Raw genomic sequence first — 21,463 nt, 5'->3', positions numbered from 1 at the left:
CCGGGCCGGCCGTGCCTGTCCCACGGCCGGCGCGCGCTGTCGGCAACGGTGAGTGAAGGATGACGATGCGCGATCCTGTCCCCGATGTTCCGGACGAGACCCCCAACCGGCTCACGGACGCCTGGCGGTTCTGCGTGGGCACCGGCCGCTTCGACCTGGCCCTGCGGCGCGACTACCAGGAGTCGCTGGCGCTGGTGCAGCGGGAGATCGGCTTCCGGCACATCCGGGGGCACGGGCTGCTGAGCGACGGGGTGGGCGTCCACCGGCCGTACGAGTATCGGGGGACCCGGCACGTGCGGCACGTGTTCACCTACGTGGACCAGGTGATCGACGCCTACCTCGGCCTCGGGATCAAGCCGTTCGTCGAGTTGGGCTTCATGCCGTCCGGGCTCGCGTCCGGCGACCAGACCGTGTTCTGGTGGCGCGGCAACATCACCCCGCCCCGCGACTGGCAGGAGTGGGCCGCGCTGGTGCGGGCCACGGTGACGCACCTGGTCGACCGGTACGGCCTTGAGCAGGTGCGCACCTGGCCGATCGAGGTGTGGAACGAACCCAATCTCAAGGAGTTCTGGCTCGACGCGGACCGGGACGCCTACCACCGTCTGTACGAGGTGACCGCGAACACCGTCAAGGACGTGGACGCCTCGCTCCAGGTGGGCGGGCCTGCCATCTCTCCCGGCTCCGACGACTGGCTGGTGCGCTTCGCCGACTTCGTCGTCGAACGGTCCCTGCCGATCGACTTCGTCAGCCGGCACGCCTACACCTCCGGCCCGGCCCAGCACGTGCCGTTCGGCGTGCACCAGACGCTGGCCCCGCCGTCGCGGCTGCTGGAGCAGTTCGCCACACCCCGGCGGCAGCTCCGGGGCGGTCCGCTGGCGGACCTGCCCGTGCACATCACCGAGTTCAACTCCTCCTACCGGCCCGACAACCCGATCCACGACACGGCCTTTCACGCCGCGTACCTCGCGCCGGTGCTGGCCGCCGGGGGAGACCTGGCCGACTCCTTCTCCTACTGGACGTTCTGCGACGTGTTCGAGGAGGCAGGGGTGCCGACGTCGCTGTTCCACGGCGGCTTCGGGCTGCTGACCCACCGCCAGATCAAGAAGCCGACCTACCACCTGTACGCCTTCATGGCCCGCATGGGCGAGGAGATCCTGGCGCGCGGACCGGACCACCTGGTCACGCGGGACGACTCCGGCCGGGTCACCGCGCTGGCATGGGCGCCGGTGGACGTCACCGGCGGCCCGCCCGTCGACGGGCACAACGTGCGGCTGTCGATCCCGGTCGGCTCCCTCTCCGGGTCACGGCCCGGCCGCGCCTTCCTGCTGCGCTCGTCGGTGAGCGAGGAGAAGGGCAACGCCTGGAGGGCGTGGTGCGAGATGGGCCGCCCCGCGTCCCCCCGGCCCCGGCAGCTCGACGCGCTGCGGGAGGCGGCCGAGCCGGTCCGCAGCCATCGCAGCCTGCCGGTCGAAGGCGGGCGCGTTGGTCTGGACATCACCCTCGACCGCCACGAGGTCACCCTGCTGGAGATCACGCCCGTCGTGGACGAGACCCCGCCCTGGGGGGACGGATGGGACGACGGCCGCCTGCTGGGCCTGGACGCGCTCGCTTCGAATGGGGAAGCCGCGCCATGACCGAGACGACGATGCGGCGGTTCGGCCAGGGACCGCTCTCCCGCGCCTCCGCGCTGGTCTACACGCTGCTCGTGGTCGAGCTCCTGGTCCTGGCCACCACCGTGCCCGGCCTGGCCGGGCTCGTCCTGCTCGGCCACGACGCCGCCAACGTCCCGCTGGCCGCGGCCTGCGCGCTCCCGGCCGGCCCGGCGCTGTCCGCCGCGCTGTACGCGGTGCACCACCGCCGGCTCGACCTGACGGACCTCCATCCGGCGGCGGCGTTCTGGCGCGGCTACCGGATGAACGTCCGCGGGGTGATGAAGCTCTGGATCCCGTGGCTGGCGTGGCTGACCGTCGTCGGATCGACGCTCGCGAACTTCGGCGCCGCCGGGGTCCCGGGGTGGTGGGCGATCCTGCTGGTCCTCATCGCGCTGGCGGCGGCCCTCTGGGGCGCGAACGCACTTGTGATCACATCGCTGTTCGCCTTCCGGGCGAGGGACGTCGCCCGCCTGGCCGCCTACTTCCTCTTCTCCTCGCCCCGGGTCGCGCTGGCCAACGCCTGCCTGCTGGTCGTCGCGGCCGGCGTCACGCTGGTCGCCACCGAGGCCGCGCTGGCGCTGCTGGCCTCGGTGTTCGCGTCGGCGCTGCTGCTGAACAGCCGCCCGATGATCACCGAGGTCACCGAGCGGTTCACCGTCGAGGGGGCCTCGTGACGACTCCTGATGCCGTCCACCCGGCGTGGCTGCCGCCGGAGGCGTTCCGGGCGATCGGCTCGCGCCGCACGCTCGTGCTCGGCGACGGGCTCCTCGTCGAGACCGTGCGCGACGAGGTGGCGCGGGCCTGCGCGCAGTACGGCGGACGCGTGCGCCGCGGCGCCGACGGCGGGGCATATGATTTCGTGCTCGCGCTCACGACGGCGGAGCCTCAGGCGGCGATCGGGGTCCGGCCCGATTCCGCGATCGGCACCGAGGGATACCTGCTCGCGCGGCACGACGGCGTCACGGTGGTCCTTGCCGACGATCCCGCCGGGCTGCTCTACGGCCTGTTCCACGTCGTACGGCTCGGGGAGTCGGCGTTCACGGGCGAGCGGCAGGCCGAGCACCACCGGCCCGCGACGCGGCGGCGCACGCTCGACCACTGGGACAACGTCGATGTGCACCCGGTGATGGGCCAGGTCGAACGCGGCTACGCGGGCGGGTCGATCTTCTGGCACGACGGCGGGCCGCGCGGCGACCTGACCCGGGTGCGCGCCTACGGGCGGCTGCTGGCCGCCTGCGGGATCAACGCGGTCGCGGTCAACAACGTCAACGTGCACGCCACCGAGGCCCGCCTGCTGACCGACCGGCTCGGCGACGTCGCCGTGATCGCGGACGTGTTGCGGCCGTACGGGATTCGGGTCCACCTGTCGGTGAGCTTCGCCTCGCCCGTCGTCCTCGGGGGGCTGCCGACCGCCGACCCCCTCGACGAGGACGTGCGCAAGTGGTGGACGGACGTCACCGATCGGGTCCACGACGCGATCCCCGACTTCGGCGGCTACGTGGTGAAGGCCGACTCGGAGGGTCAGCCCGGCCCGTTCGCGTACGGGCGCGACCACGCCGACGGCGCGAACGTGCTCGCCGAGGCGCTGGCGCCGTACGACGGGGTCGTGCACTGGCGCGCCTTCGTCTACAACCACCGGCAGGACTGGCGCGACCGGACGACCGACCGGGCCCGCGCCGCGTACGACCACTTCGCCCCGCTCGACGGGCGGTTCCGCGACAACGTGATCCTGCAGGTGAAGCACGGCCCGATCGACTTCCAGGTGCGCGAGCCGGTGTCGCCGGTGATCGCGGCCATGCCCGCCACCCGCCTGGCCGTCGAACTCCAGGTGACGCAGGAGTACACCGGCCAGCAGCGGCACGTCTGCTACCTCGCCCCAATGTGGCGCGAGGTGCTCGGCTTCCGCCCTTGGGGACCGGACGGAACCGCCGTGGCCGACGTCGCCGGGGGAGCCGACGGAAACGGCGGCGGGCTCGTCGGGGTCTCCAACGTGGGCGACGACCCCTACTGGACCGGTCATCCGCTCGCCCAGGCCAACCTGTACGCCTTCGGCAGGCTCGCCTGGGACCCGTGGTCGGACCCGGCGGCGATCCTCGACGAGTGGATCGACCTCACCTTCGTGCCCGTGAGCGAGTCCGGGACGAGCGCAGACGTCGAGCGTTTGCGCCGCACCGTGCATTCGATCATGGACGACTCCTGGCGCACTTATGAGCGGTACACCGCGCCGCTGGGCGTCGGGTTCATGGTCCGTCCCGGCCACCACTACGGGCCCGACGTGGACGGATACGAGTACACGCCGTGGGGCACCTATCACTTCGCCGACCGGGACGGCGTCGGCGTGGACCGCACCCGCGCCACCGGGACCGGCTTCACCGGCCAGTACCCGCCGCCGTGGTCGGAGGTGTACGAGTCGCTCGACCGGTGCCCCGACGAACTGCTGCTGTTCTTCCATCACGTCCCGTACGGGCACGTGCTGCACAGCGGATCGACCGTCATCCAGCACATCTACGACACCCACTTCGCCGGGGCCGAGCAGGTGGAACAGGCCCGGCGACGATGGGAGGAGGCCGCCGGACTGTTCGACCCGTCCCTGCACGCCCGGGTCAAAGAGCTTCTCGACGAGCAGGTCCGCTGCGCGGAGGAGTGGCGGGACCAGATCAACGCCTACTTCTTCCGCAAGTCGGGCATACCCGACGTTCGCGGCCGCCACATCCCATGACGGAACCACGACGCGACGGCGTCTTCAGGGCAGAAGGACGCTGGGTCGCGACCTGGACGGCGATGCCGCAGCTGACGGAGCCGGACAACATGCCGCCTTGGCCGTTCGCCCGGGACGACCTCGTTCTCGCCGATGCCACGCTGCGGCAGACGGTCCGGGTCTCGGTGGGCGGGCGGCGGACACGGCTGCGGTTCTCCAACGCCTTCGGCGGCGCCGCGCTGCCCATCACGAAGGTCACCGTCGCGCTGCCGGTCGGCGGGCGGGCCGGGGTGAGCGCGATCCGGCCGGAGACGGTGCGGCCGGTGACCTTCCACGGCCGCCCGTCGGTGACCGTCCCGGTCGGGGCACAGGCGGTCTCCGACCCGCTGACCGTCGAGCCGGCGCCTGGGTCGAACCTGACGGTGACGGTCCATCTGGCCGACGGCCAGCGCTCGGCGAGCATCACCTCGCATCCGGGCTCGCGAACCACCTCGTTCCTGCTGGCCGGCGACCACGCCGACGCCGCGGACCTGCCCGGCGCGACCGCGGTGGACCACTGGTACTTCCTCAGCGGGGTGGAGGTGTGGGCCGAGCCGCCGGTCGCCGCGGTGGCGGTGGTGGGCGACTCGCTCACCGACGGCCGGGGCTCGACCACCAACGGCAACGACCGCTGGCCGGACCGGTTGTTCGACCGCCTCCAGTCCCGGCGCGCCACCTCCGGTGTGGCGGTGGTCAACCAGGGGGCGGGCGGCAACCGGGTGCTCAACGACGGACTGGGCCCCAACGTGCTGGCCCGGCTGGACCGCGACGTGCTCGCCCAGAGCGGCGTGGCCTGGCTGGTCCTGTTCGAGGGGGTCAACGACATCGGCACCGCCGAGGCGAGCCCGGCCGCGCAGAAGCAGGTGACCGACGAACTGATCTTCGCCTACGACCAGATCGTCACGCGGGCGCACGCGCGGGGCGTCCGCGTCTACGGCGCCACGCTGACGCCGTTCGGCGGCAACGCCTCCTACGACGACGCGCGGGGCTACCGGGAGGCGGCCCGGCAGGCGGTCAACCGGTGGATCCGCACCGGCCGCCGGTTCGACGCGGTGATCGACTTCGACCGCGCCGCCCGTGACCCGGCCGATCCCCGCCGGCTGCTCGCGGCGTACGACGTGGGCGACCACCTGCACCTGAACCCGGCGGGCTACCATGCCCTCGCCGACGCCGTGCCCGCCCATCTGTTCCGGCGGGAGCCGCTGCCCCCGGGCTTCGGATTCGACTGACGCGGTGGCTAGAGTGACGTCCTGCTGTGGGTTCCCCGGCCACCGATCACCGAGCACCCTGGATGAGCGAGCGCGATGAGAATCGTCGAGGACGACCTGTCCGGCCCGCAGATCGCCGAGTTCCTGCGGGAACACGTGCGGGAGATGCGGTCCATCACGCCCCTGGAGAGCAAGCACGCCCTCGACCTCGACGGCCTGCGCACGCCCGATGTCACGTTCTGGTCGGTGATGGACGGCGACACGATCGTGGGCTGCGGTGCGATCAAGAGGCTCGACCCGGCGCACGCCGAGTTGAAGTCGATGCGCACCTCGGCGGCGCGCAAGCGCAGCGGGATCGCGTCCCTGCTGCTGGCGCACATCATCGCCGAGGCCGGGCGGATGGGCTTCACGCGGCTGAGCCTGGAGACCGGCTCGGCCGACTTCTTCCTGCCCGCCAGGAGGCTGTACGAGAAGTTCGGGTTCGGCTACTGCGAGCCCTTCGCCGACTACCGGCCCGATCCGCACAGCGTGTTCATGACCAGGCTGCTCTGACGACCTCGTCAGTACGCGTCGGGGCGTAGGGCCCGCGCGCACACGGTGAGGCCCTCCCTGAGGGTCTCATGGGTCGCGTCGTCGACCTTCTCGAGCATGACCGCTTCGATGTCGTCGAGCGAATCGTCGCACCGCCGCAGCACGGCCACCCCTTCGGGAGTGAGGCGGGCGCACAGCGTGCGGCCGCCGTCCGGGTGCGGGTCGCGGCGGATCAGGCCGCGCCGTTCCAGGTCGCGGATGACGAGGTTCATCGCCTGCGGCGTGACGAAGGCGATGCGGGCCAGCTCCGCCGACGACACCCCGTCGCGCGTGCGCAGTTCGCTGAGCGCCATGTATTCGGTCGTGGTGACGCCGTGCCGGGCGAGCGCGTCGTCCAGGCGGGCGCGGATGCGGCGTTCCAGGCGGAACACCAGGTAGCTCAAGCGTGCCGCGGGCGCGGACGGCTGGGCGGCGGGACGGGAGCGGCGGGCGGTCACCGGACGACCATACCGCGCGATCTCCGGAATGTAAGTTTCGCGATTTGCTATCAAGTCACTTGATAGCAAGTACCTTGATAAGCAGGAGAAACGCCTGTTTGATCGCCGGAGCCCTTGGGGCCGTGTCTTGACCGCCGGGCGCCTCCGCTCCTATACCGGCTGACGTCACTACCTGCGAGTGAGCGGCGGTTCCGCGAACGTGCGTGGAAAAGGCGCGAAAAGAGGGAACCGCCGCCGATCGGAAAAGGAGGAGCGGATGAAGCGATTACTCACGGCGCTCGCCGGCGCGGTCACCGCGGTGCTGTGCGCCGCCGCGGTCCTGGTGTCGGCGCTGGTGTCCGCGCATCCCGCCGCCGCTGCGACGCTGACCGAGGTGACGAACTTCGGCGCCAACCCCGGCAACCTGCGCATGTACGTGTACGTCCCGAACAGCGCCCAGCAGAACCCGGCGATCGTGCTGGCCATGCACACCTGCGGCGGCTCGGGGCCGGGCTTCTACTCGTCCACGGAGTTCGCGTCGCTGGCCGACCGGTACGGCTTCATCGTGATCTATCCGTCGGCGTCGAAGAAGATGAACTGCTTCGACAACTGGTCCGACGCGTCCAAGGTGCGCGGCGGCCAGACCGACCCGGTGTCGCTCATGTCGATGGTGACCTATGTCGAGCAGCAGTATCACGGCGACCCGAACCGGGTGTTCGCGACCGGCGCCTCCTCGGGCGCCATGATGACCAACGCCATGCTCGCCCTGTATCCCGAGGTGTTCAAGGCGGGCGCGGCGTTCATGGGCGTGCCGTTCACGTGCTTCCCCAACGAGGCGGCCTACAGCCCGGGGGGCAACTCCTCCCCGTGCGTGGGCAAGACCGCGCAGCAGTGGGGCGACGCGGTCCGCAACGCGAACCCCAATTATCGGGGGCCGTGGCCGCGGATGCAGCTGTGGCACGGCACCAGCGACACGGTGGTCTCCTACGCCGAACTGGAGGAGGAGATCAAGCAGTGGACGAACGTGCACGGCCTGAGCCAGACGCCGACCTCCACGGACACGCCGCAGTCCGGGTGGAGCCGCCGCCGCTACGCCGACGCCTCGGGGACGGTGCGGGTCGAGGCGTACACCATCCAGGGCGCGGGCCACAGTCTCCCCATGAGCGGCATGGCCGCGGTCGCCATCCAGTTCTTCGGCCTCACCGGTAGCAGCCCGAGCCCGAGCGCCACCGTCAGTCCGTCCCCCAGCCCGTCCGCCAGTCCGTCCGCGAGCCCGTCGCCGAGCCCCTCGCCGTCCGCGAGCCCGTCGAATCCGCAGCAGGGCGGCGCGTGCCGGATCACCTACAGGGCCAATTCCTGGAACAACGGCTTCACGGCGGACGTCACGATCACGAACACCGGCACCGCTCCCGTCAACGGCTGGACCGTCACCTGGACGTGGCCGGGCAACCAGCAGATCACCAACGCGTGGAACGCCGGCGTGACCCAGTCCGGCGCCCAGGTCACCGCGCGCAACGTCTCCTACAACCCCGCCATCCCCGCCGGAGGCAGCACGAGCTTCGGCTTCCAGGCCTCCTACAGCGGCAGCAACACCGCACCGGCCGGTTTCGCCCTCAACGGCGCGGCCTGCACCGTCGCCTGACCGGGCCTCGGCCCCACCCTGTCCCCTGCCGTCCCCTGCCGCGCCGCGAGCCGTCAGGGGGCGGCGCGGCCGGGTGTCAGACGGCCAGCGTGTCCAGGACGGTGGCGGCCAGCTCGGCGGCGGGCGGCTCGTACCGCTGGGCGAGCGCCTGGAAGGTCTGCTCGGCCTGGATCGCCGGCCAGTCCCGGGGCAGGTGCTCGGCCGGCAGGTGCGGGTCCTGGCGGACGAGCTGCAGCCAGTCGGTGTGCAGCAGCAACTGCCGCGCGAGGTCGTCGGCGCCGGGGAGCGGCCGGGAGACGTCCCACTGGGCAAGGAACGCCCGGTAGCGCGCGGCGATCTGCTCGATGTCGAACGCCTTCCCGACGAGGTCGGCCGCCTCGGTCGGCTTGAACGCCCTGGCGGTCAGCACGGTGACGTGGTCGCCCAGATCCAGAGAGGCAAGGACGTCGCTGACGTCCTTGACGCCCGGCGCGATCCACAGCCCGCTCTGCAGCAGGCCGAACCCGTGCCAGATGAGCCGGGACCGCAGGTCGTGCCGGGTGCTGCGGCGGCTGTCCGGAATGGAGAAGCCGACGAGCGTCCAGGTGCCGTCCCAGTCGCGGTTCACCGCGCCGGTCTCCCACACCCGCCTGCGCCCGTCCTCCAGGACTTCGACGGCACGCGGGGTGAGCCCGAAATACACCTTCCGTCCCTGCCGGTGCCGCGCCAGCAGGTTCCGCTTCACCATCCGCGCGAGCGTCGACCGTACGGCCTCCTCGGAGACGCCGAGGCGGGCGAAGACGTCGATGACGCTCCCGGAGTAGACGGCGATGTCGCGATGCAGCACGTAGATGCCGAGGAAGCTGAACATCAGGGACTGCGGGCGCAGGGATGGCGCCGTCTGGTCGTCTTCGCCGCCAAGGGTCACAGCAGAAGGGTAGACCGTCTCCGACGTCATGCAAATCTTTGACGACCGTCACATAGTTGCCATACATTCGACGAAGTCACGCTGCCGAGCGAAGGGCGCAACTATGGATCTTTCCGGCAAGGTGGCCGTCGTCACCGGCGCGGGCCGCGGCCTCGGCCGCGCGTACGCCGAGGCGCTGGCGGCGGCGGGGGCGGCGGTCGTCGTGAACGACGTGGACGGCGACGCGGCCACGGGGGTCGCCGGCGGGATCACCGCGAAGGGAGGCAGGGCCGCGGCCGTCGTGGCCCCGGTCGGCTCCGCCGAGGTCGCCGAGCGGCTGGTCGACACGGCCGTCAAGGAGTTCGGCCGGCTCGACGTGATGGTCACGAACGCCGGCATCCTGCGCGACCGCGTGCTGTGGAAGATGACGGACGACGACTTCGACGCGGTGATCGGCGTGCACCTGCGCGGCACGTTCACCTGCGCCCGGGCGGCGGCGGTGCGCATGCGCGAGCAGGGGAGCGGAGGACGACTGATCCTCGTCTCCTCACCGGCGGGCCAGCGCGGGAACTTCGGCCAGACGAACTACGCCGCCGCCAAGGCGGGCGTGGTCGCCATGGCCAGGACCTGGGCGATGGAGCTGGCCAGGGCGAACATCACGGTGAACGCGGTGGTCCCGGTGGCGGCCACGGAGATGACCAAGACCATTCCCGCGTTCGCCCCGGTCATCGAGGAGGCCGAGCGGACCGGCCGCCCGTTCCCCGACTGGCTGCGCAGGGACGAGGGGTTGGGCACGGTCGAGGACGTCGCCCCGCTCGTCGTCTTCCTCGCATCCGACGCCTCCGCGGGTGTGACCGGCCAGGCGATCGGCATCGGGGGCGACCGTCTGGCGCTGTGGGCCCACCCGAAGGAGAAGGCCGTGGCGTTCGCCGACGGCGGGTGGACGGCCGAGGCCATCGCCGCCGCCTGGGAGGCGGGTGTCGGCGCCGACCCCGAGACGTACGGCATCCCCGCACCCGGGAACCCCGTGCCGGAGGCGCCGAAGACGACGGAGGCCCGGTGAACATCGAGGACCTGGTCGCGATCGACGTGCACACGCACGCCGAGGTCTCGGCCGCCGGGCACGCCTCGCTGAGCGCCGAGCTGTTCGGCGCCTCCGAGAAGTACTTCAAGGAGCACCCGAGACCGACCATCCCCGAGATCGCCGCCTACTACCGCGAGCGGAGGATGGCCGCGGTGGTGTTCACCGTCGACGCGGAGCACGCCACCGGGCACCCCCGCATCTCCAACGAGGAGGTGGCCGAGAGCTGCGCCGAGCATCCGGACGTGCTGATCCCGTTCGGCAGCGTCGATCCCTGGAAGGGCCGGGCGGGGGTCCGGGAGGTGCGCAGGCTCGTCGAGGAGTACGGCGTGCGCGGCTTCAAGTTCCACCCCAGCATCCAGGGATTCGCGCCCGACGACAGGATGGCCTACCCCCTCTACGAGGCGATCCAGGAGCTCGGGGCGGTCGCCCTGTTCCACACCGGCCAGACGGGCATCGGCGCGGGAGTCCCCGGCGGGGGCGGGATCCGGCTGAAGTACTCCAACCCAATGCTGGTGGACGACGTCGCCGTGGACTTCCCCGAGCTGCGGATCATCCTGGCCCACCCGTCGTTCCCCTGGCAGGACGAGGCGCTGGCCGTGGCCACGCACAAGCCGTACGTCTACATCGACCTGTCGGGGTGGTCGCCCAAGTACTTCCCGCCGCAGCTCGTCCGGTACGCCAACACGCTGCTCAAGGACAAGGTGCTGTTCGGGTCCGACTACCCGGTGATCAGCCCGGACCGCTGGCTGGCCGACTTCGACAAGCTCGAGATCAAGCCCGAGGTCCGGCCCAAGATCCTCAAGGACAACGCCGTACGCCTGCTCGGGCTCGGGACGGGAGAAGGCGCACAGGACGGCTCCACGGAAGGGACGGCAGGCACATGACCATCACGGTGAACGGGCTCGACGAGATCAAGGCGCTGGCTGGTAAGGATCTCGGCCACAGCGGCTGGCTGCAGATCACCCAGGACCGGGTGAACACCTTCGCCGACGCCACCGACGACCACCAATGGATCCACGTCGACCCCGGCAGGGCCAAGGACGGGCCGTTCGGCGGCCCGATCGCCCACGGTTATCTGACGTTGTCCCTGGTCATCCCGCTCTTCACCGAACTGCTGGAGATCCGGGGCGTGAAGATGAGCGTCAACTACGGCCTGGAGAAGGTGCGCTTCCCCAGCCCCGTGAAGGTCGGCGGCAAGATCCGCCTCGCGGCCGTCGTCGTCTCCGTCGAGGATGTCCCCGGCGACGGCGTCCAGATGCTGCTCGACTTCACCGTCGAGACCGACGGCTCCGCCAAGCCCGCCTGCGTGGCACGGGTGATCTACCGGCACTACGCCTGACGCCTGACGCCTGAGACCCGGTGGCCATCCCGGCCGCCGGGTCGTCCGCGTTTGTTCTCATCCACAAACCTGCCCCCGACTCTCCGTTGCTGCACCAATTGCCGGTTTAGTCCGTTTGCGTGCAGACTTGCCCATCCATAAGCCCCTGACCTGGGGCTTCGCGGCGGAGAGAAAGGATCAGGTATGAGCGTGCCCCGGGGGCCCGTCGACTCCTCACGGGTTCCGCGATTCGCCGGGCCGGCGACCTTCGCGCGGCTGCCGCGGCTGGACGAGGTCGGGCACGCCGACGTGGCGGTGGTGGGCGTGCCGTTCGACAGCGGGGTCTCCTATCGCCCCGGCGCCCGGTTCGGCCCCTCGGCCGTCCGCGAGGCCAGCCGCCTGCTCCGGCCGTACCACCCGGGCCTGGACGTCTCGCCGTTCGCGGCGATGCAGGTGGCGGACGCGGGCGACATCGCGTGCAACCCGTTCGACATCCGCGAGGCGGTCGAGACCGTCGAGGAGGCCGCCTCCGGGCTGATGGAGGCCGGCACCCGGCTCGTCACGATCGGCGGCGACCACACGATCGCGCTGCCGCTGCTGCGGGCGGCCGCCCGGCGGCACGGCCCGGTCGCGCTGCTGCACTTCGACGCGCACCTCGACACCTGGGACACCTACTTCGGGGCCGAGTACACGCACGGCACGCCGTTTCGCCGGGCGGTCGAGGAGGGCATCCTCGACACCGAGGCGGTGTGCCACGTCGGCACCCGCGGCCCGCTGTACGGCAAGAAGGACCTCGACGACGACCGCCGGCTGGGCTTCGGCATCGTGACCAGCGCCGACGTGATGCGCCGGGGCGTGGACGAGGTCGCCGACGCGCTGCGGCAGCGGATCGGGAACCGGCCGCTCTACCTCTCGATCGACATCGACGTGCTCGACCCGGCGCACGCGCCCGGCACCGGCACCCCCGAGGCCGGGGGGCTGACCAGCCGGGAACTGCTGGAGATCCTGCGCGGCCTCGCGGGCGCCGACCTGGTCGGCGCCGACGTCGTGGAGGTCGCGCCCGCCTACGACCACGCCGAGATCACCTCCGTCGCGGCCTCCCACGTGGCCTACGACCTGATCAGCCTGCTCGCACTCAAGGAGGAGAAGTGAGCGACACGAACGCGACGAAGGGGCTGCCCGCCGCCTTCGCCTGGTCCCCGAAGGGCTGGCCCTCGGAGCGTGCCTTCAGCACCCCGGACGCGGCCGAGGTGTGGTGTTACACCGACCGGTTCTCGTACTTCCCCGGGGAGACCGTCCGCTTCCATCTCAGCACGAGCGTCCCGTCCTTCGACCTCGAGGTGGTGCGCGACGGGCTGGAGCCGCGCGTCGTCTGGTCGCGCGAGGGGCTGTCGGCCGGCCGGTTCGAGGCGCCGGCCGACGCCCACGCCGTCGGCTGCGGCTGGCCGGTCGGGCTGGAGCTGGAGATCCCGGACGACTGGCGGAGCGGCTTCTACATCGTCACCGTGCGCGCGGTCACGCCGTCCGGAGAATTGTGGGAGCGCGAGCACTTCTTCGTCGTCAAGGCACCGGCCGGGCGGCGCGCCCCCGCCGCGCTCGTGCTGACCACGGGCACGATGCTGGCCTACAACGACTGGGGCGGCGCCAACCACTACCGTGGCCTGGGCGACGACCCGCGTTCCGACAACGGATCGCCGCTGGCCTCGACGCAACGCCCGATCGCCCGCGGAATGATCCGCAAGCCGGCGGGCGCGCCCCGGGAGGCCAACCCCGGCACGCTGCCGATCAACGGCGCCCCCCGCTACCCCTCGTACGAGTGGGCGCGCCTGTTCGGGTACAGCCGCCACCACGCCGACGCGTTCTGGGCGACCTACGAGCGGCACTTCGTGGTGTGGGCCGAGCGCAACGGCTACGAGATCGACTACCTGACCCAGCACGACCTGCACTTCGACCCTCACGCGCTGGACGGGTACTCCTGCGCGATCGTCGTCGGGCACGACGAGTACTGGTCGTGGCGGATGCGCGACACGGTCGACGCGTTCGTCGACGCCGGCGGCAACCTGGCCAGGTTCGGCGGCAACTACCAGTGGCAGGTGCGCCTCAGCGACGACGGGACCACGCAGTACTGCTACCGGCTGCCGTCGCTGGACCCCGAGGCGGCCACGACGCCGCACCTGGCCACCACGGTGTGGGAGGCGAAGTCGGTCGGACGGCCCGGTGCCACCACCATCGGGCTCAACGGCCTCGGCGGGATCTACAACCGCTACGGCGTCGCCACGCCCCGCTCGTCGGGAGGCTTCACGGTCTACCGGCCGCACCACTGGGCCTTCGAGGGGACCGACCTCTACTACGGCGACCTGCTCGGCGGGCCCCCGTACTTCCTGGCGGCCTTCGAGCTCGACTCGGTCGAATACACCTTCCGGCGCGGCCTGCCGTACCCGACGTTCGAGGACGGCGCCCCGGAGACGCTGGAGATCCTGGCCCTCGCGCCGGCCGTACGCGGGGAGGAGGACCGCTTCGGCGGCCGGGTGCCGATCGGCGGGCCGGAGGAGGAGGTCTACAACTACAACGCGGACCTCGGCGACGACCTGCCCGACTACGTGCACGAGGGCGAGATGCGGGGCGCCGGGATGATCGCGGCGTTCACCCGCGGCGACGGCGAGGTCTTCAACGGCGGCACCACCGAGTGGTCCCACGTGCTCGGCCTCGGCGACCCCTTCGTGGAGCGCATCACCCACAACGTCCTGCGCCGCTTCGGCCTGCGCGGCCGCGTTGAGAACAGCCACGTGAAGAACCAGGGAGGAACCGCATCGTGAGCGACCCGCAGAGCCGGACGGGCATCGACGCCGTCCGCGCGATCACGGCCGGGAACGGCGAGCGCTTCGTGCCCCCGCTGAGCGACTACCATCTGCTGTCCGCCGAGTGGACGGAGGCGGAGTTCCGGGTCTTCGGCGGCACCGCGAGCTCGTTCACCGGCGGTTTCTGGACCGGCGAGCCCGGCGCCGTACGGTTCGACTCCTGGCCCTATGACGAGATCTGCTTCATCCTCAAGGGCCGCGTCGCCGTACAGGACGAGTCCGGGCGGCGCAAGGAGTTCGGCCCGGGGGAGTCGTTCCACATCCCGCAGGGCTTCCGCGGCGACTGGATCACCCTGGAGCCGAGCGAGAAGGTCTTCGTCGCGGTCAGCCGCTGAGCTCCCCCCTTCCTGCCTTCGGGCCCCACCCGCCTTCAGCCCCGAGCCGACCCGCAGTAAGGAGCACACACACCATGCCAGGTCATCCCCCCGGGAGCTCCGCGAACGCGCCCGACTCCCTGGCCAGCAACGCCATGGGCACCAAGGACCTCGTCTTCACGGTCCTGGCCGCGCTGGCCCCGCTGACGCTCATCGTCGCGGTCGCCCCCCTGCACTTCCTCAAGGGCGGTGCCGCCGTCCCCGGCGGCTACCTGGTCGCCGGGGTGGTCATGGCGCTGTTCGCCGTCGGTTTCATGACCATGAGCCGCTACGTCCGCAACGCGGGCGCGTTCTACGCCACCATCTCGCGCGGCCTGGGCAAGCCGGCGGGCTCGGGCGCGGCGATGCTCGCCGTCGTCGCCTACAACGCCCTGCAGATCAGCACGTACGGCGCGCTCGGTGTGTACGCCAACGAGACGTTCAAGAACTACTTCCACCGCGACGTGCCGTGGTGGGTGTTCGCGATCGTCGGCCTGGTCTTCGTGGGGTGGCTCGGATATCGGGGCATCCACACCAGCGCCCGGATCCTCGGGGCCCTGCTCGTGCTGGAGACGGCCGTGCTCGTCGTGCTGGCGGTCTACGTCCTGGCGAAGGGCGGCGCCGGTGACTGGTCCGCCGAGTCGTTCGCGCCCAGCAGGGTCTTCGACCCGGGTAACGGTGCGATGTTCGCCCTGGTCGCCGGGGCGTTCATGGGCTTCGAGGCCACCGCGATCTTCAGCGAGGAGGCGCGGGGCGGCATCCGTACGGTCCGCCGGGCGACCTACATCGCGGTCGCCTTCATCGCCGTCTTCTACGCCTTCGTCACCTGGGTCATCGTCATGGCCTACGGCGTCGACAAGATCGGACCCGCGGCCGAGGCCGACCCGGTCAACCTCGTCGTCGCCGTCTTCGACAGGTACGTGCCCGCCCCGATCACCGAGGTGATGCACATCCTGCTGCTGACCAGCGCGTTCGCCGCGCTGCTCGCGCTGCACAACGCGGCCAACCGCTACTTCTACGCGATGGGCCGCGAGGGCCTGCTGCCCCGCGCGCTCGGCCGCACCCACCCGCGGACCAAGGCCCCCTGGACGGCCGGCCTCGTGCAGACCGTGCTGGCGGCCGTGGCCGTCGTCGTGTTCGCGGTCTTCGGGATCGACCCCTACCTGGGACTGCTGCTGTGGGGCAGCGCGCTCGGGTTCCTCGGGATCATCTGCCTGTGGGCGTTCTGCTCCCTGGCGATCATCCGCTTCCTGCGCAGGCAGGCGCCCCAGGCCGGGATCTTCCGGACCACGATCGCTCCCGGGCTCAGCTTCGCCGCCCTGGCCGTCGTGCTCTTCCTCGTCCTGAGCAACCTGCCGCTGCTGACCGGCGCCGGCACCACCACCAACATCCTGATCGTCGGTCTCGGCGTGGCCGCCGTCGTCGCCGGCGTGGCAAGGGCCCTGTATCTGCGGGCCCGCGCACCCCGGCTCTACGCCGGGCTGGCCCAGACGTCCGTCGACGAACCGCCCGCGGGGCGGAGAGAGCCCGCCATCGGAAATGCCTGATCACGACACGTCATCGCCCGGCGGCTGCCGGGGCTACCTGCCGCTCGACCTGGCCGGCGTGCTGAACGCGCCGCGCTCGGTACTCGACGACGGCGACTCCTATCCGCTCGGGCCGCGTACGCTCTACGGCCTGCCGTTCCTGTTCGGCGACGAGGGGAACGCGGGCGCGGCGCTGCTGCGCGTGGGCGGCCCGGACCCGGCGACCGTCACGGTCGAGGTGGACCGCGCGTTCACGTGGATGGTGGTCGCCCACGCCCTGGAGTCCCCGGACCTGTTCGACGGGCAGATGGCCGGTCAGCTCTGCGGGCACTACACCCTCGTCTACGACGACGGGACCACCGAGCGGCTGCCGGTGCGCCAGCGCCTGGAGATCGGGCCCACGCCCCGGCTGTGGAGCGACCGCGCCATCCCGCTCGACTGGGGGCAGACCCCGTTCCTGGCCGTCCCCGACGCCCAGCACCGGCTCATGCCGCGCACCCACGGGCGGTTCGACGCCGCCGGGGCGCGGTTCGTGGACATCGACGACCCGCAGGCCCGGTCGCCGTACGTCCTGCCCTACCGGTTCTACCTGTGGCCCTGCCGCAACCCCCGGCCCGAGAAGACGGTCCGCGTCCTGGAGATCCACTCGGCGGGCCCGGCCATCCTCGTCGGCGCGCTCACCGTCAGCGAGCTCGACGAGGACCCCTTCGGGCGTACGGTGTGGCGCGACGTCCTGCTCGACCTCGGCCCGTCGGCGGGGCCGATCTCGGAGGACCTGGCGGTGACCGTCGACCGGGGATCGGCGACCTACGTCTACCGCACGGTCGGCTCCGGCGACGTGGCCCCAGGAGAGACGCCGGCCTGGGGGACGCCGGCGGGGGAGCACCACCAGGGCTACGTACGCGTCACCGCCACCCCGTCGGCGCGGCTGACGCTCACCCGCGGGGAGACGGTGATCAGCGCCTGCGGCTGGGAGGAACTGCTCACCGCCGGGCGGCACAGCGACGGCGGGGTCACCTGGCGCGTCCCCGACGCCGGGCGGGCCTGGGTGCGCACCACGGTCAGGGACGCGGCCACCGGTGAGCCGGTCCCGTGCCGCATCCACTTCCGTTCCGCCGACGGGGTGCCCTACCCGCCGCACGGCCACCACGGGCACATCAACTCCGACGGCAACACCTGGAACCTCGACATCGGCGGCGACGTCCGCCTCGGCACCACGACCTACTCCTACGTCGACGGCACCTGCGAGGGCTGGCTGCCGCTGGGCGAGGTCACGGTCGAGGCGGCTCGCGGGTTCGAGTACGAGCCGCTGCGCACCACGGTCACGATCCGGCCGGGCCAGACCGAGCTCGAGCTGACCCTGGCCAGAGTGACGGACCTGGCCGCCGACGGCTGGTACAGCGGCGACACCCACGTGCACTTCGTCTCGACCCTCGGCGCGGAGCTGGAGGCCCGCGGCGAGGACGTCCGGGTCACCAACCTGCTGCTCAGCCAGTGGGGGCATCTGTTCACCAACACCGAGGAGTTCACCGGACGCCCGCACACCTCTCATGACGGCCACACGCACGTGTTCGCCGGCCAGGAGAACCGCAGCGGCATGCTCGGCCACATCAACCTGCTCGGCCTGCGCCGCCCGATCATGCCGTGGTGCACCGGCGGCGCCGAGGAGTCGGAGCTCGGCGGCGGCCTGGAGACCACGCTGTCCCACTGGGCCGACGAATGCCACGAACAGGGCGGCACCGTCGTGCTGGCGCACTTCCCCGTGCCCAACGGCGAGGCCGCGGCCCTGCTCGCCACCGGCAGGCTCGACGCCGTCGAGATGATCGCCTACGACCAGTACAACATCCAGGAGTACTACCGCTACCTCAACGCCGGTTACCGGATCACCCTGGTGGGCGGCACCGACAAGATGAGCAGCGAGGTGCCGATCGGCCTCATCCGCACCTACGCGCACGTGCCCGCGGACGAGGAGTTCGACTACTGGGCCTGGTGCCGGGCCGTCCGTGCGGGCGCGACCTTCGTCACCAGCGGCCCGCTCCTGTGGCTCGACGTGGACGGCCGCCGGCCGGGCCAGGACGCCCGCGTGCCCGCGAGCGGAACCGTACGCGTCGAGGCCCGCGTTCAGTCGATCTTCGACGTCGACCGGCTCGAGATCGTGGTCAACGGCCACGTCGTCGCCGAGCGCCGGATCGACACTCCCGGCCGCGTGCTCGAACTGACCGCGGACGTGCCCGTGACCGAGGACAGCTGGATCGCCGCGCGCTGCTATGGGCCGGGCGCCGACGTCGCCCGGCACCACGACGTGTGGGCCAGGCCGATCATGGCGCACACGTCTCCGGTCTACCTGCGCACGGGCGAGGAGTACGCCCGCTTCGACGCGGCCACGGTCGACCACATGCTGAACCTCGTCGACGGCTCCCTCGCGTACATCGACGAGCGCAGCCGGCGTCTGTGGCCCGGCCAGGTCTGCCACCGGCACGGGCAGGAGGACCACTTGGCCTTCCTGCGGGCGCCGTTCCTGCAGGCGCGCGAACTGCTGCGCGAGCGCAAGGCGGCCGGCTGAGGCCGCGCGCCGGCACGATCAGGTACGGCCGCCGCCCAATCGCCTCGACGGGCGGGCGGCGGCCGTCCTGGTCCACGTCGCCACCGGCGTTCACCGAAAGGGGGAGCGGGGTCTCGGCTCGTCACCGATCTTCTTGATCGAGCTTGCCCTGAGCCTCCCTCGAAAGATCCTGCCAGTCGGCCCAGGTCTTGAGCCGGTCGGCGTAGACCTGCTGGAGCATCGGGTAGAAGCCCTGGCCGAAGAGCACCCGCAGCGGCGGGTTGTCGGAGTCGACGATCTTGAGAAGTGCCCGGGCCGCGGCGGCCGGGTCGCCGGCGGGCTGCTTTCCCGCGAACGCGGCGAGGCGACGGCGGAGACCGTCGTAGATCGGGTCGGGCTCGGCCACGTGGCCGTTGTCGAGGGGATCGGGGTTCTTGCCTGACCGGGTGGCGAAGCCGCCGGGCTCGATCACGGTCACCTTGACGCCGAAGTCCGCCACCTCGTGGGCGAGGGTCTCGCCCAGGGCTTCCAGAGCCCACCTGGAGGCCTGGTACGCGCCGCCGAGCGGCATCGCGATGAGCCCGGCGGCCGAGGACATCTGGATGACGTGTCCCGATCCCTGCTCGCGCAGGTAGGGCAGCGCGGCCTGGATCACCCACACCGCGCCGAACAGGTTGGTCTCGAACTGGTCGCGCAGGTGCTGCTCGGTCAGCTCCTCGAGCGCGCCGATCTGGGCGTAGCCGGCGTTGTTCACGATGACGTCGAGACGGCCGAAGTGCTCCTTGGCCCGCTTCACGCTCTCGAAGACGGCCGCCTTGTCGGTCACGTCCAGTTCGAGTGCGAGCACCGCGTCGCCATAGGCGGCGACGAGCTCGTCAAGGCTCGCGGTGTTCCGCGCGGTCGCGGCCACCTTGTCGCCGCGGGACAGCGCAGCCTCGACGAAGTTGCGGCCCAGACCGCGAGACGAGCCGGTGACGAACCAGACCTTGCTCATGATGTCTTTCCGTTCTTTCTGCGGTTGTCTGCTGTTCCACCCCCTAGACAGACGACCCGGCGCGGATATGACAGCGGGCGAGTGTGACCTGCGTCTCTCCGGTAGTCGCGGCACGGCGCGCCTGTGGCCCGTGGGCACCGCGGCCGGGCGGGGTAGGCCGGAATGGAGGCCGAGGCCCGTGGCCCGGACCGGCCCGAGGGCATCCATATTGGGCAAAGTCTTGACCTCCGTTAGAAATCTGCCTAACCTCCGGACGAGAAGGCGAGAGTCTCAGCTCGCTCCCGGACGAGGAGCTCGGTCATGCCGAACCTGTCAGTCGCACCCCCCAGCCCGATTCAGCTCCGCCGCGCGGTGGCCTCCAGCTTCCTGGGCAGCGTCATCGAGTACTACGACTTCCTGCTGTACGCCACGGCCTCGGCCGTGGTCTTCAACAAGGTCTTCTTCTCCTCCCTCGACTCGCTCACGGCGACGGTCGCCAGTTTCGGCACCTTCGCCACCGGCTACCTGGCGCGACCGCTCGGCGGCGTCGTCTTCGGTCACTACGGCGACCGGCTGGGACGCAAGCGCATGCTCGTGCTGACCATGACCCTGATGGGCGTCGCCAGCTTCCTCATCGGCCTGCTCCCCACCTACGCGCAGATCGGCAGCCTCGCGCCCATCGCGCTCGTCGTGCTCCGGGTCCTGCAGGGCGTCGCCGTCGGCGGCGAGTGGGGCGGCGCGGTGCTGATGTCCGCCGAGCACGCGACCGGCAGGCGCGGCCTGTGGGCGAGCTTCACCAACGCCGGAGCCCCTTTCGGCATGGTGCTGTCCACGGCGGTGCTCAGCGGCACGGCCGCCGTCATGGGCGAGCAGGCGTTCCTGAGCTGGGGGTGGCGGGTGCCGTTCCTGATCAGCATCGTGCTGCTGGCGGTCGGCCTGTTCGTCCGGCTGCGGGTGGAGGAGACCCCGGTGTTCGAAGCCGCCAGGGAGCGGGTGTCCCGGGTGCCGCTGCTGGACGTGTTCCGCGACCACCCGAAGGCCCTCCTGCTCGGGGTCGGCGTCGGACTGTCCGCGTTCGTGGCCCAGGGCACCCTCACCACCTATCTCATCGCATACGGCGTGCGCGCCGGCTTCGCCCGGCAGGCGGTGCTGAACGCGCTCACGCTCTCGTCCGCGCTGGCCGTGCTGGGCATCGTCGGCTGGTCGGCGCTGTCCGACCGGGTCGGGCGCCGGCCGGTGGTGCTCGCCGGCGCGGTGCTCATGGCGGCGTACGGCTTCGCGCTCTTCCCGATGGTGGACTCCGGGAGCACCGCCGTGCTCGCCGTCGCGCTCGTGCTCGGCCAGTCGCTCGTCCATCCGCTGATGTACGGCCCGCTCGCGGCGCTGTACACCGAGCTGTTCGCCACCGGGAGCCGCTACACGGGAGCCTCGCTCGGCTACCAGATCGCCGGTCTCGGCGCCGGTCTCGCGCCGCTGCTGTTCGCCCAGCTCGACGCGTCGACCGGGGGCGGGACGACGACGATCTCGGTGATCATCGCCGCCTGCTGCCTGCTGACCGTGGTCTGCGTGTTGGCGCTGCGCGAGACCAGCCGCCACGACCTGGCCTCGGTCACCACCGCCGTGCCCGCGTCCGGCCGCGTCGCGGACACGGCGAAACCGTCCTCCGCCTGACGAGGG

The 21,463-nt window shown here is 71.4% G+C and carries 18 protein-coding genes; 15 read left to right on the top strand and 3 right to left on the bottom strand.

The window, feature by feature from the left end; all coding sequences use genetic code 11:
- Positions 1-65 precede the first annotated feature (65 nt).
- The 5 genes from Msi02_RS17455 to Msi02_RS17435 all read left to right on the top strand — a co-directional run bounded on the left by Msi02_RS17455 (position 66) and on the right by Msi02_RS17435 (position 6,149).
- Positions 66-1,634 (top strand): GH39 family glycosyl hydrolase, encoded by a 1,569-nt coding sequence (locus Msi02_RS17455; protein WP_204049334.1) that lies wholly within the window; start codon positions 66-68, stop codon positions 1,632-1,634.
- The gene (locus Msi02_RS17450) at positions 1,631-2,326 is read left to right on the top strand and encodes a hypothetical protein (protein ID WP_204049333.1); all 696 of its coding nucleotides are present in this window, start codon (positions 1,631-1,633) and stop codon (positions 2,324-2,326) included. The genes Msi02_RS17455 and Msi02_RS17450 overlap by 4 nt, the downstream gene beginning before the upstream one ends.
- Positions 2,323-4,371 (top strand): alpha-glucuronidase, encoded by a 2,049-nt coding sequence (locus Msi02_RS17445; protein WP_204049332.1) that lies wholly within the window; start codon positions 2,323-2,325, stop codon positions 4,369-4,371. The genes Msi02_RS17450 and Msi02_RS17445 overlap by 4 nt, the downstream gene beginning before the upstream one ends.
- Entirely contained in the window at positions 4,368-5,618 is a 1,251-nt protein-coding gene (locus Msi02_RS17440) for an SGNH/GDSL hydrolase family protein (protein ID WP_204049331.1), read from the top strand. Before Msi02_RS17445 ends, Msi02_RS17440 begins: the two co-directional genes overlap by 4 nt.
- A 75-nt stretch (positions 5,619-5,693) precedes the next feature.
- Positions 5,694-6,149, top strand: a complete 456-nt coding sequence (locus Msi02_RS17435; protein WP_204049330.1) for a GNAT family N-acetyltransferase — start codon at positions 5,694-5,696, stop codon at positions 6,147-6,149.
- A gap of 8 nt (positions 6,150-6,157) precedes the next feature.
- Here the strand turns inward: Msi02_RS17435 and Msi02_RS17430 are convergent, their stop codons facing one another.
- Complete coding sequence (locus tag Msi02_RS17430; protein WP_239108474.1) at positions 6,158-6,625, bottom strand: MarR family winged helix-turn-helix transcriptional regulator; 468 nt, start codon at positions 6,623-6,625, stop codon at positions 6,158-6,160.
- A gap of 256 nt (positions 6,626-6,881) precedes the next feature.
- On the opposite strand from Msi02_RS17430, the gene Msi02_RS17425 reads away from it, so the two are divergent.
- A complete protein-coding gene (locus tag Msi02_RS17425) occupies positions 6,882-8,246 on the top strand; it encodes an extracellular catalytic domain type 1 short-chain-length polyhydroxyalkanoate depolymerase (RefSeq protein WP_204049329.1) in 1,365 nt (454 codons plus the stop codon).
- 76 nt (positions 8,247-8,322) lie between these two features.
- Here Msi02_RS17425 and Msi02_RS17420 read toward each other — a convergent pair whose 3' ends face one another.
- Positions 8,323-9,153: a PaaX family transcriptional regulator gene (locus Msi02_RS17420; RefSeq protein WP_204049328.1), complete on the bottom strand. Its 831-nt coding sequence runs from the start codon at positions 9,151-9,153 to the stop codon at positions 8,323-8,325.
- Positions 9,154-9,256: 103 nt separating this feature from the next.
- Between Msi02_RS17420 and Msi02_RS17415 the strand changes: the two genes are divergently transcribed.
- The 8 genes from Msi02_RS17415 (at position 9,257) to Msi02_RS17380 (ending at position 18,834) form a co-directional block, all read left to right on the top strand.
- Entirely contained in the window at positions 9,257-10,195 is a 939-nt protein-coding gene (locus Msi02_RS17415; RefSeq protein ID WP_204049327.1) for an SDR family oxidoreductase, read from the top strand.
- Positions 10,192-11,100 (top strand): amidohydrolase family protein, encoded by a 909-nt coding sequence (locus Msi02_RS17410; RefSeq protein WP_204049326.1) that lies wholly within the window; start codon positions 10,192-10,194, stop codon positions 11,098-11,100. The genes Msi02_RS17415 and Msi02_RS17410 overlap by 4 nt, the downstream gene beginning before the upstream one ends.
- The gene (locus tag Msi02_RS17405; protein ID WP_204049325.1) at positions 11,097-11,555 is read left to right on the top strand and encodes a MaoC family dehydratase; all 459 of its coding nucleotides are present in this window, start codon (positions 11,097-11,099) and stop codon (positions 11,553-11,555) included. The genes Msi02_RS17410 and Msi02_RS17405 overlap by 4 nt, the downstream gene beginning before the upstream one ends.
- Positions 11,556-11,738: 183 nt before the next feature.
- Entirely contained in the window at positions 11,739-12,686 is a 948-nt protein-coding gene (gene speB, locus Msi02_RS17400; protein ID WP_204049324.1) for an agmatinase, read from the top strand.
- A complete protein-coding gene (locus Msi02_RS17395; protein WP_204049323.1) occupies positions 12,683-14,350 on the top strand; it encodes a N,N-dimethylformamidase beta subunit family domain-containing protein in 1,668 nt (555 codons plus the stop codon). The genes speB and Msi02_RS17395 overlap by 4 nt, the downstream gene beginning before the upstream one ends.
- Positions 14,347-14,727 (top strand): cupin domain-containing protein, encoded by a 381-nt coding sequence (locus tag Msi02_RS17390; protein WP_204049322.1) that lies wholly within the window; start codon positions 14,347-14,349, stop codon positions 14,725-14,727. Before Msi02_RS17395 ends, Msi02_RS17390 begins: the two co-directional genes overlap by 4 nt.
- A 74-nt stretch (positions 14,728-14,801) precedes the next feature.
- Positions 14,802-16,292, top strand: coding sequence for an APC family permease (locus Msi02_RS17385; RefSeq protein WP_204049321.1), 1,491 nt, complete (start codon positions 14,802-14,804; stop codon positions 16,290-16,292).
- Positions 16,285-18,834 (top strand): CehA/McbA family metallohydrolase, encoded by a 2,550-nt coding sequence (locus Msi02_RS17380; RefSeq protein ID WP_204049320.1) that lies wholly within the window; start codon positions 16,285-16,287, stop codon positions 18,832-18,834. Before Msi02_RS17385 ends, Msi02_RS17380 begins: the two co-directional genes overlap by 8 nt.
- Before the next feature lie 121 nt (positions 18,835-18,955).
- Here Msi02_RS17380 and Msi02_RS17375 read toward each other — a convergent pair whose 3' ends face one another.
- Complete coding sequence (locus Msi02_RS17375; RefSeq protein WP_204049319.1) at positions 18,956-19,807, bottom strand: SDR family NAD(P)-dependent oxidoreductase; 852 nt, start codon at positions 19,805-19,807, stop codon at positions 18,956-18,958.
- Positions 19,808-20,107: 300 nt separating this feature from the next.
- Here Msi02_RS17375 and Msi02_RS17370 point away from each other — a divergent pair, with 300 nt between their 5' ends.
- Entirely contained in the window at positions 20,108-21,457 is a 1,350-nt protein-coding gene (locus Msi02_RS17370) for an MFS transporter (protein WP_204049318.1), read from the top strand.
- The last annotated feature ends 6 nt before the right edge of the window (positions 21,458-21,463 follow it).

Source organism: Microbispora siamensis (assembly GCF_016863095.1).
GTDB lineage: Bacteria > Actinomycetota > Actinomycetes > Streptosporangiales > Streptosporangiaceae > Microbispora > Microbispora siamensis.
The sequence above is the reverse complement of the archived record's forward strand: the minus strand, read 5'-3'. Positions and strand labels throughout refer to the sequence as shown.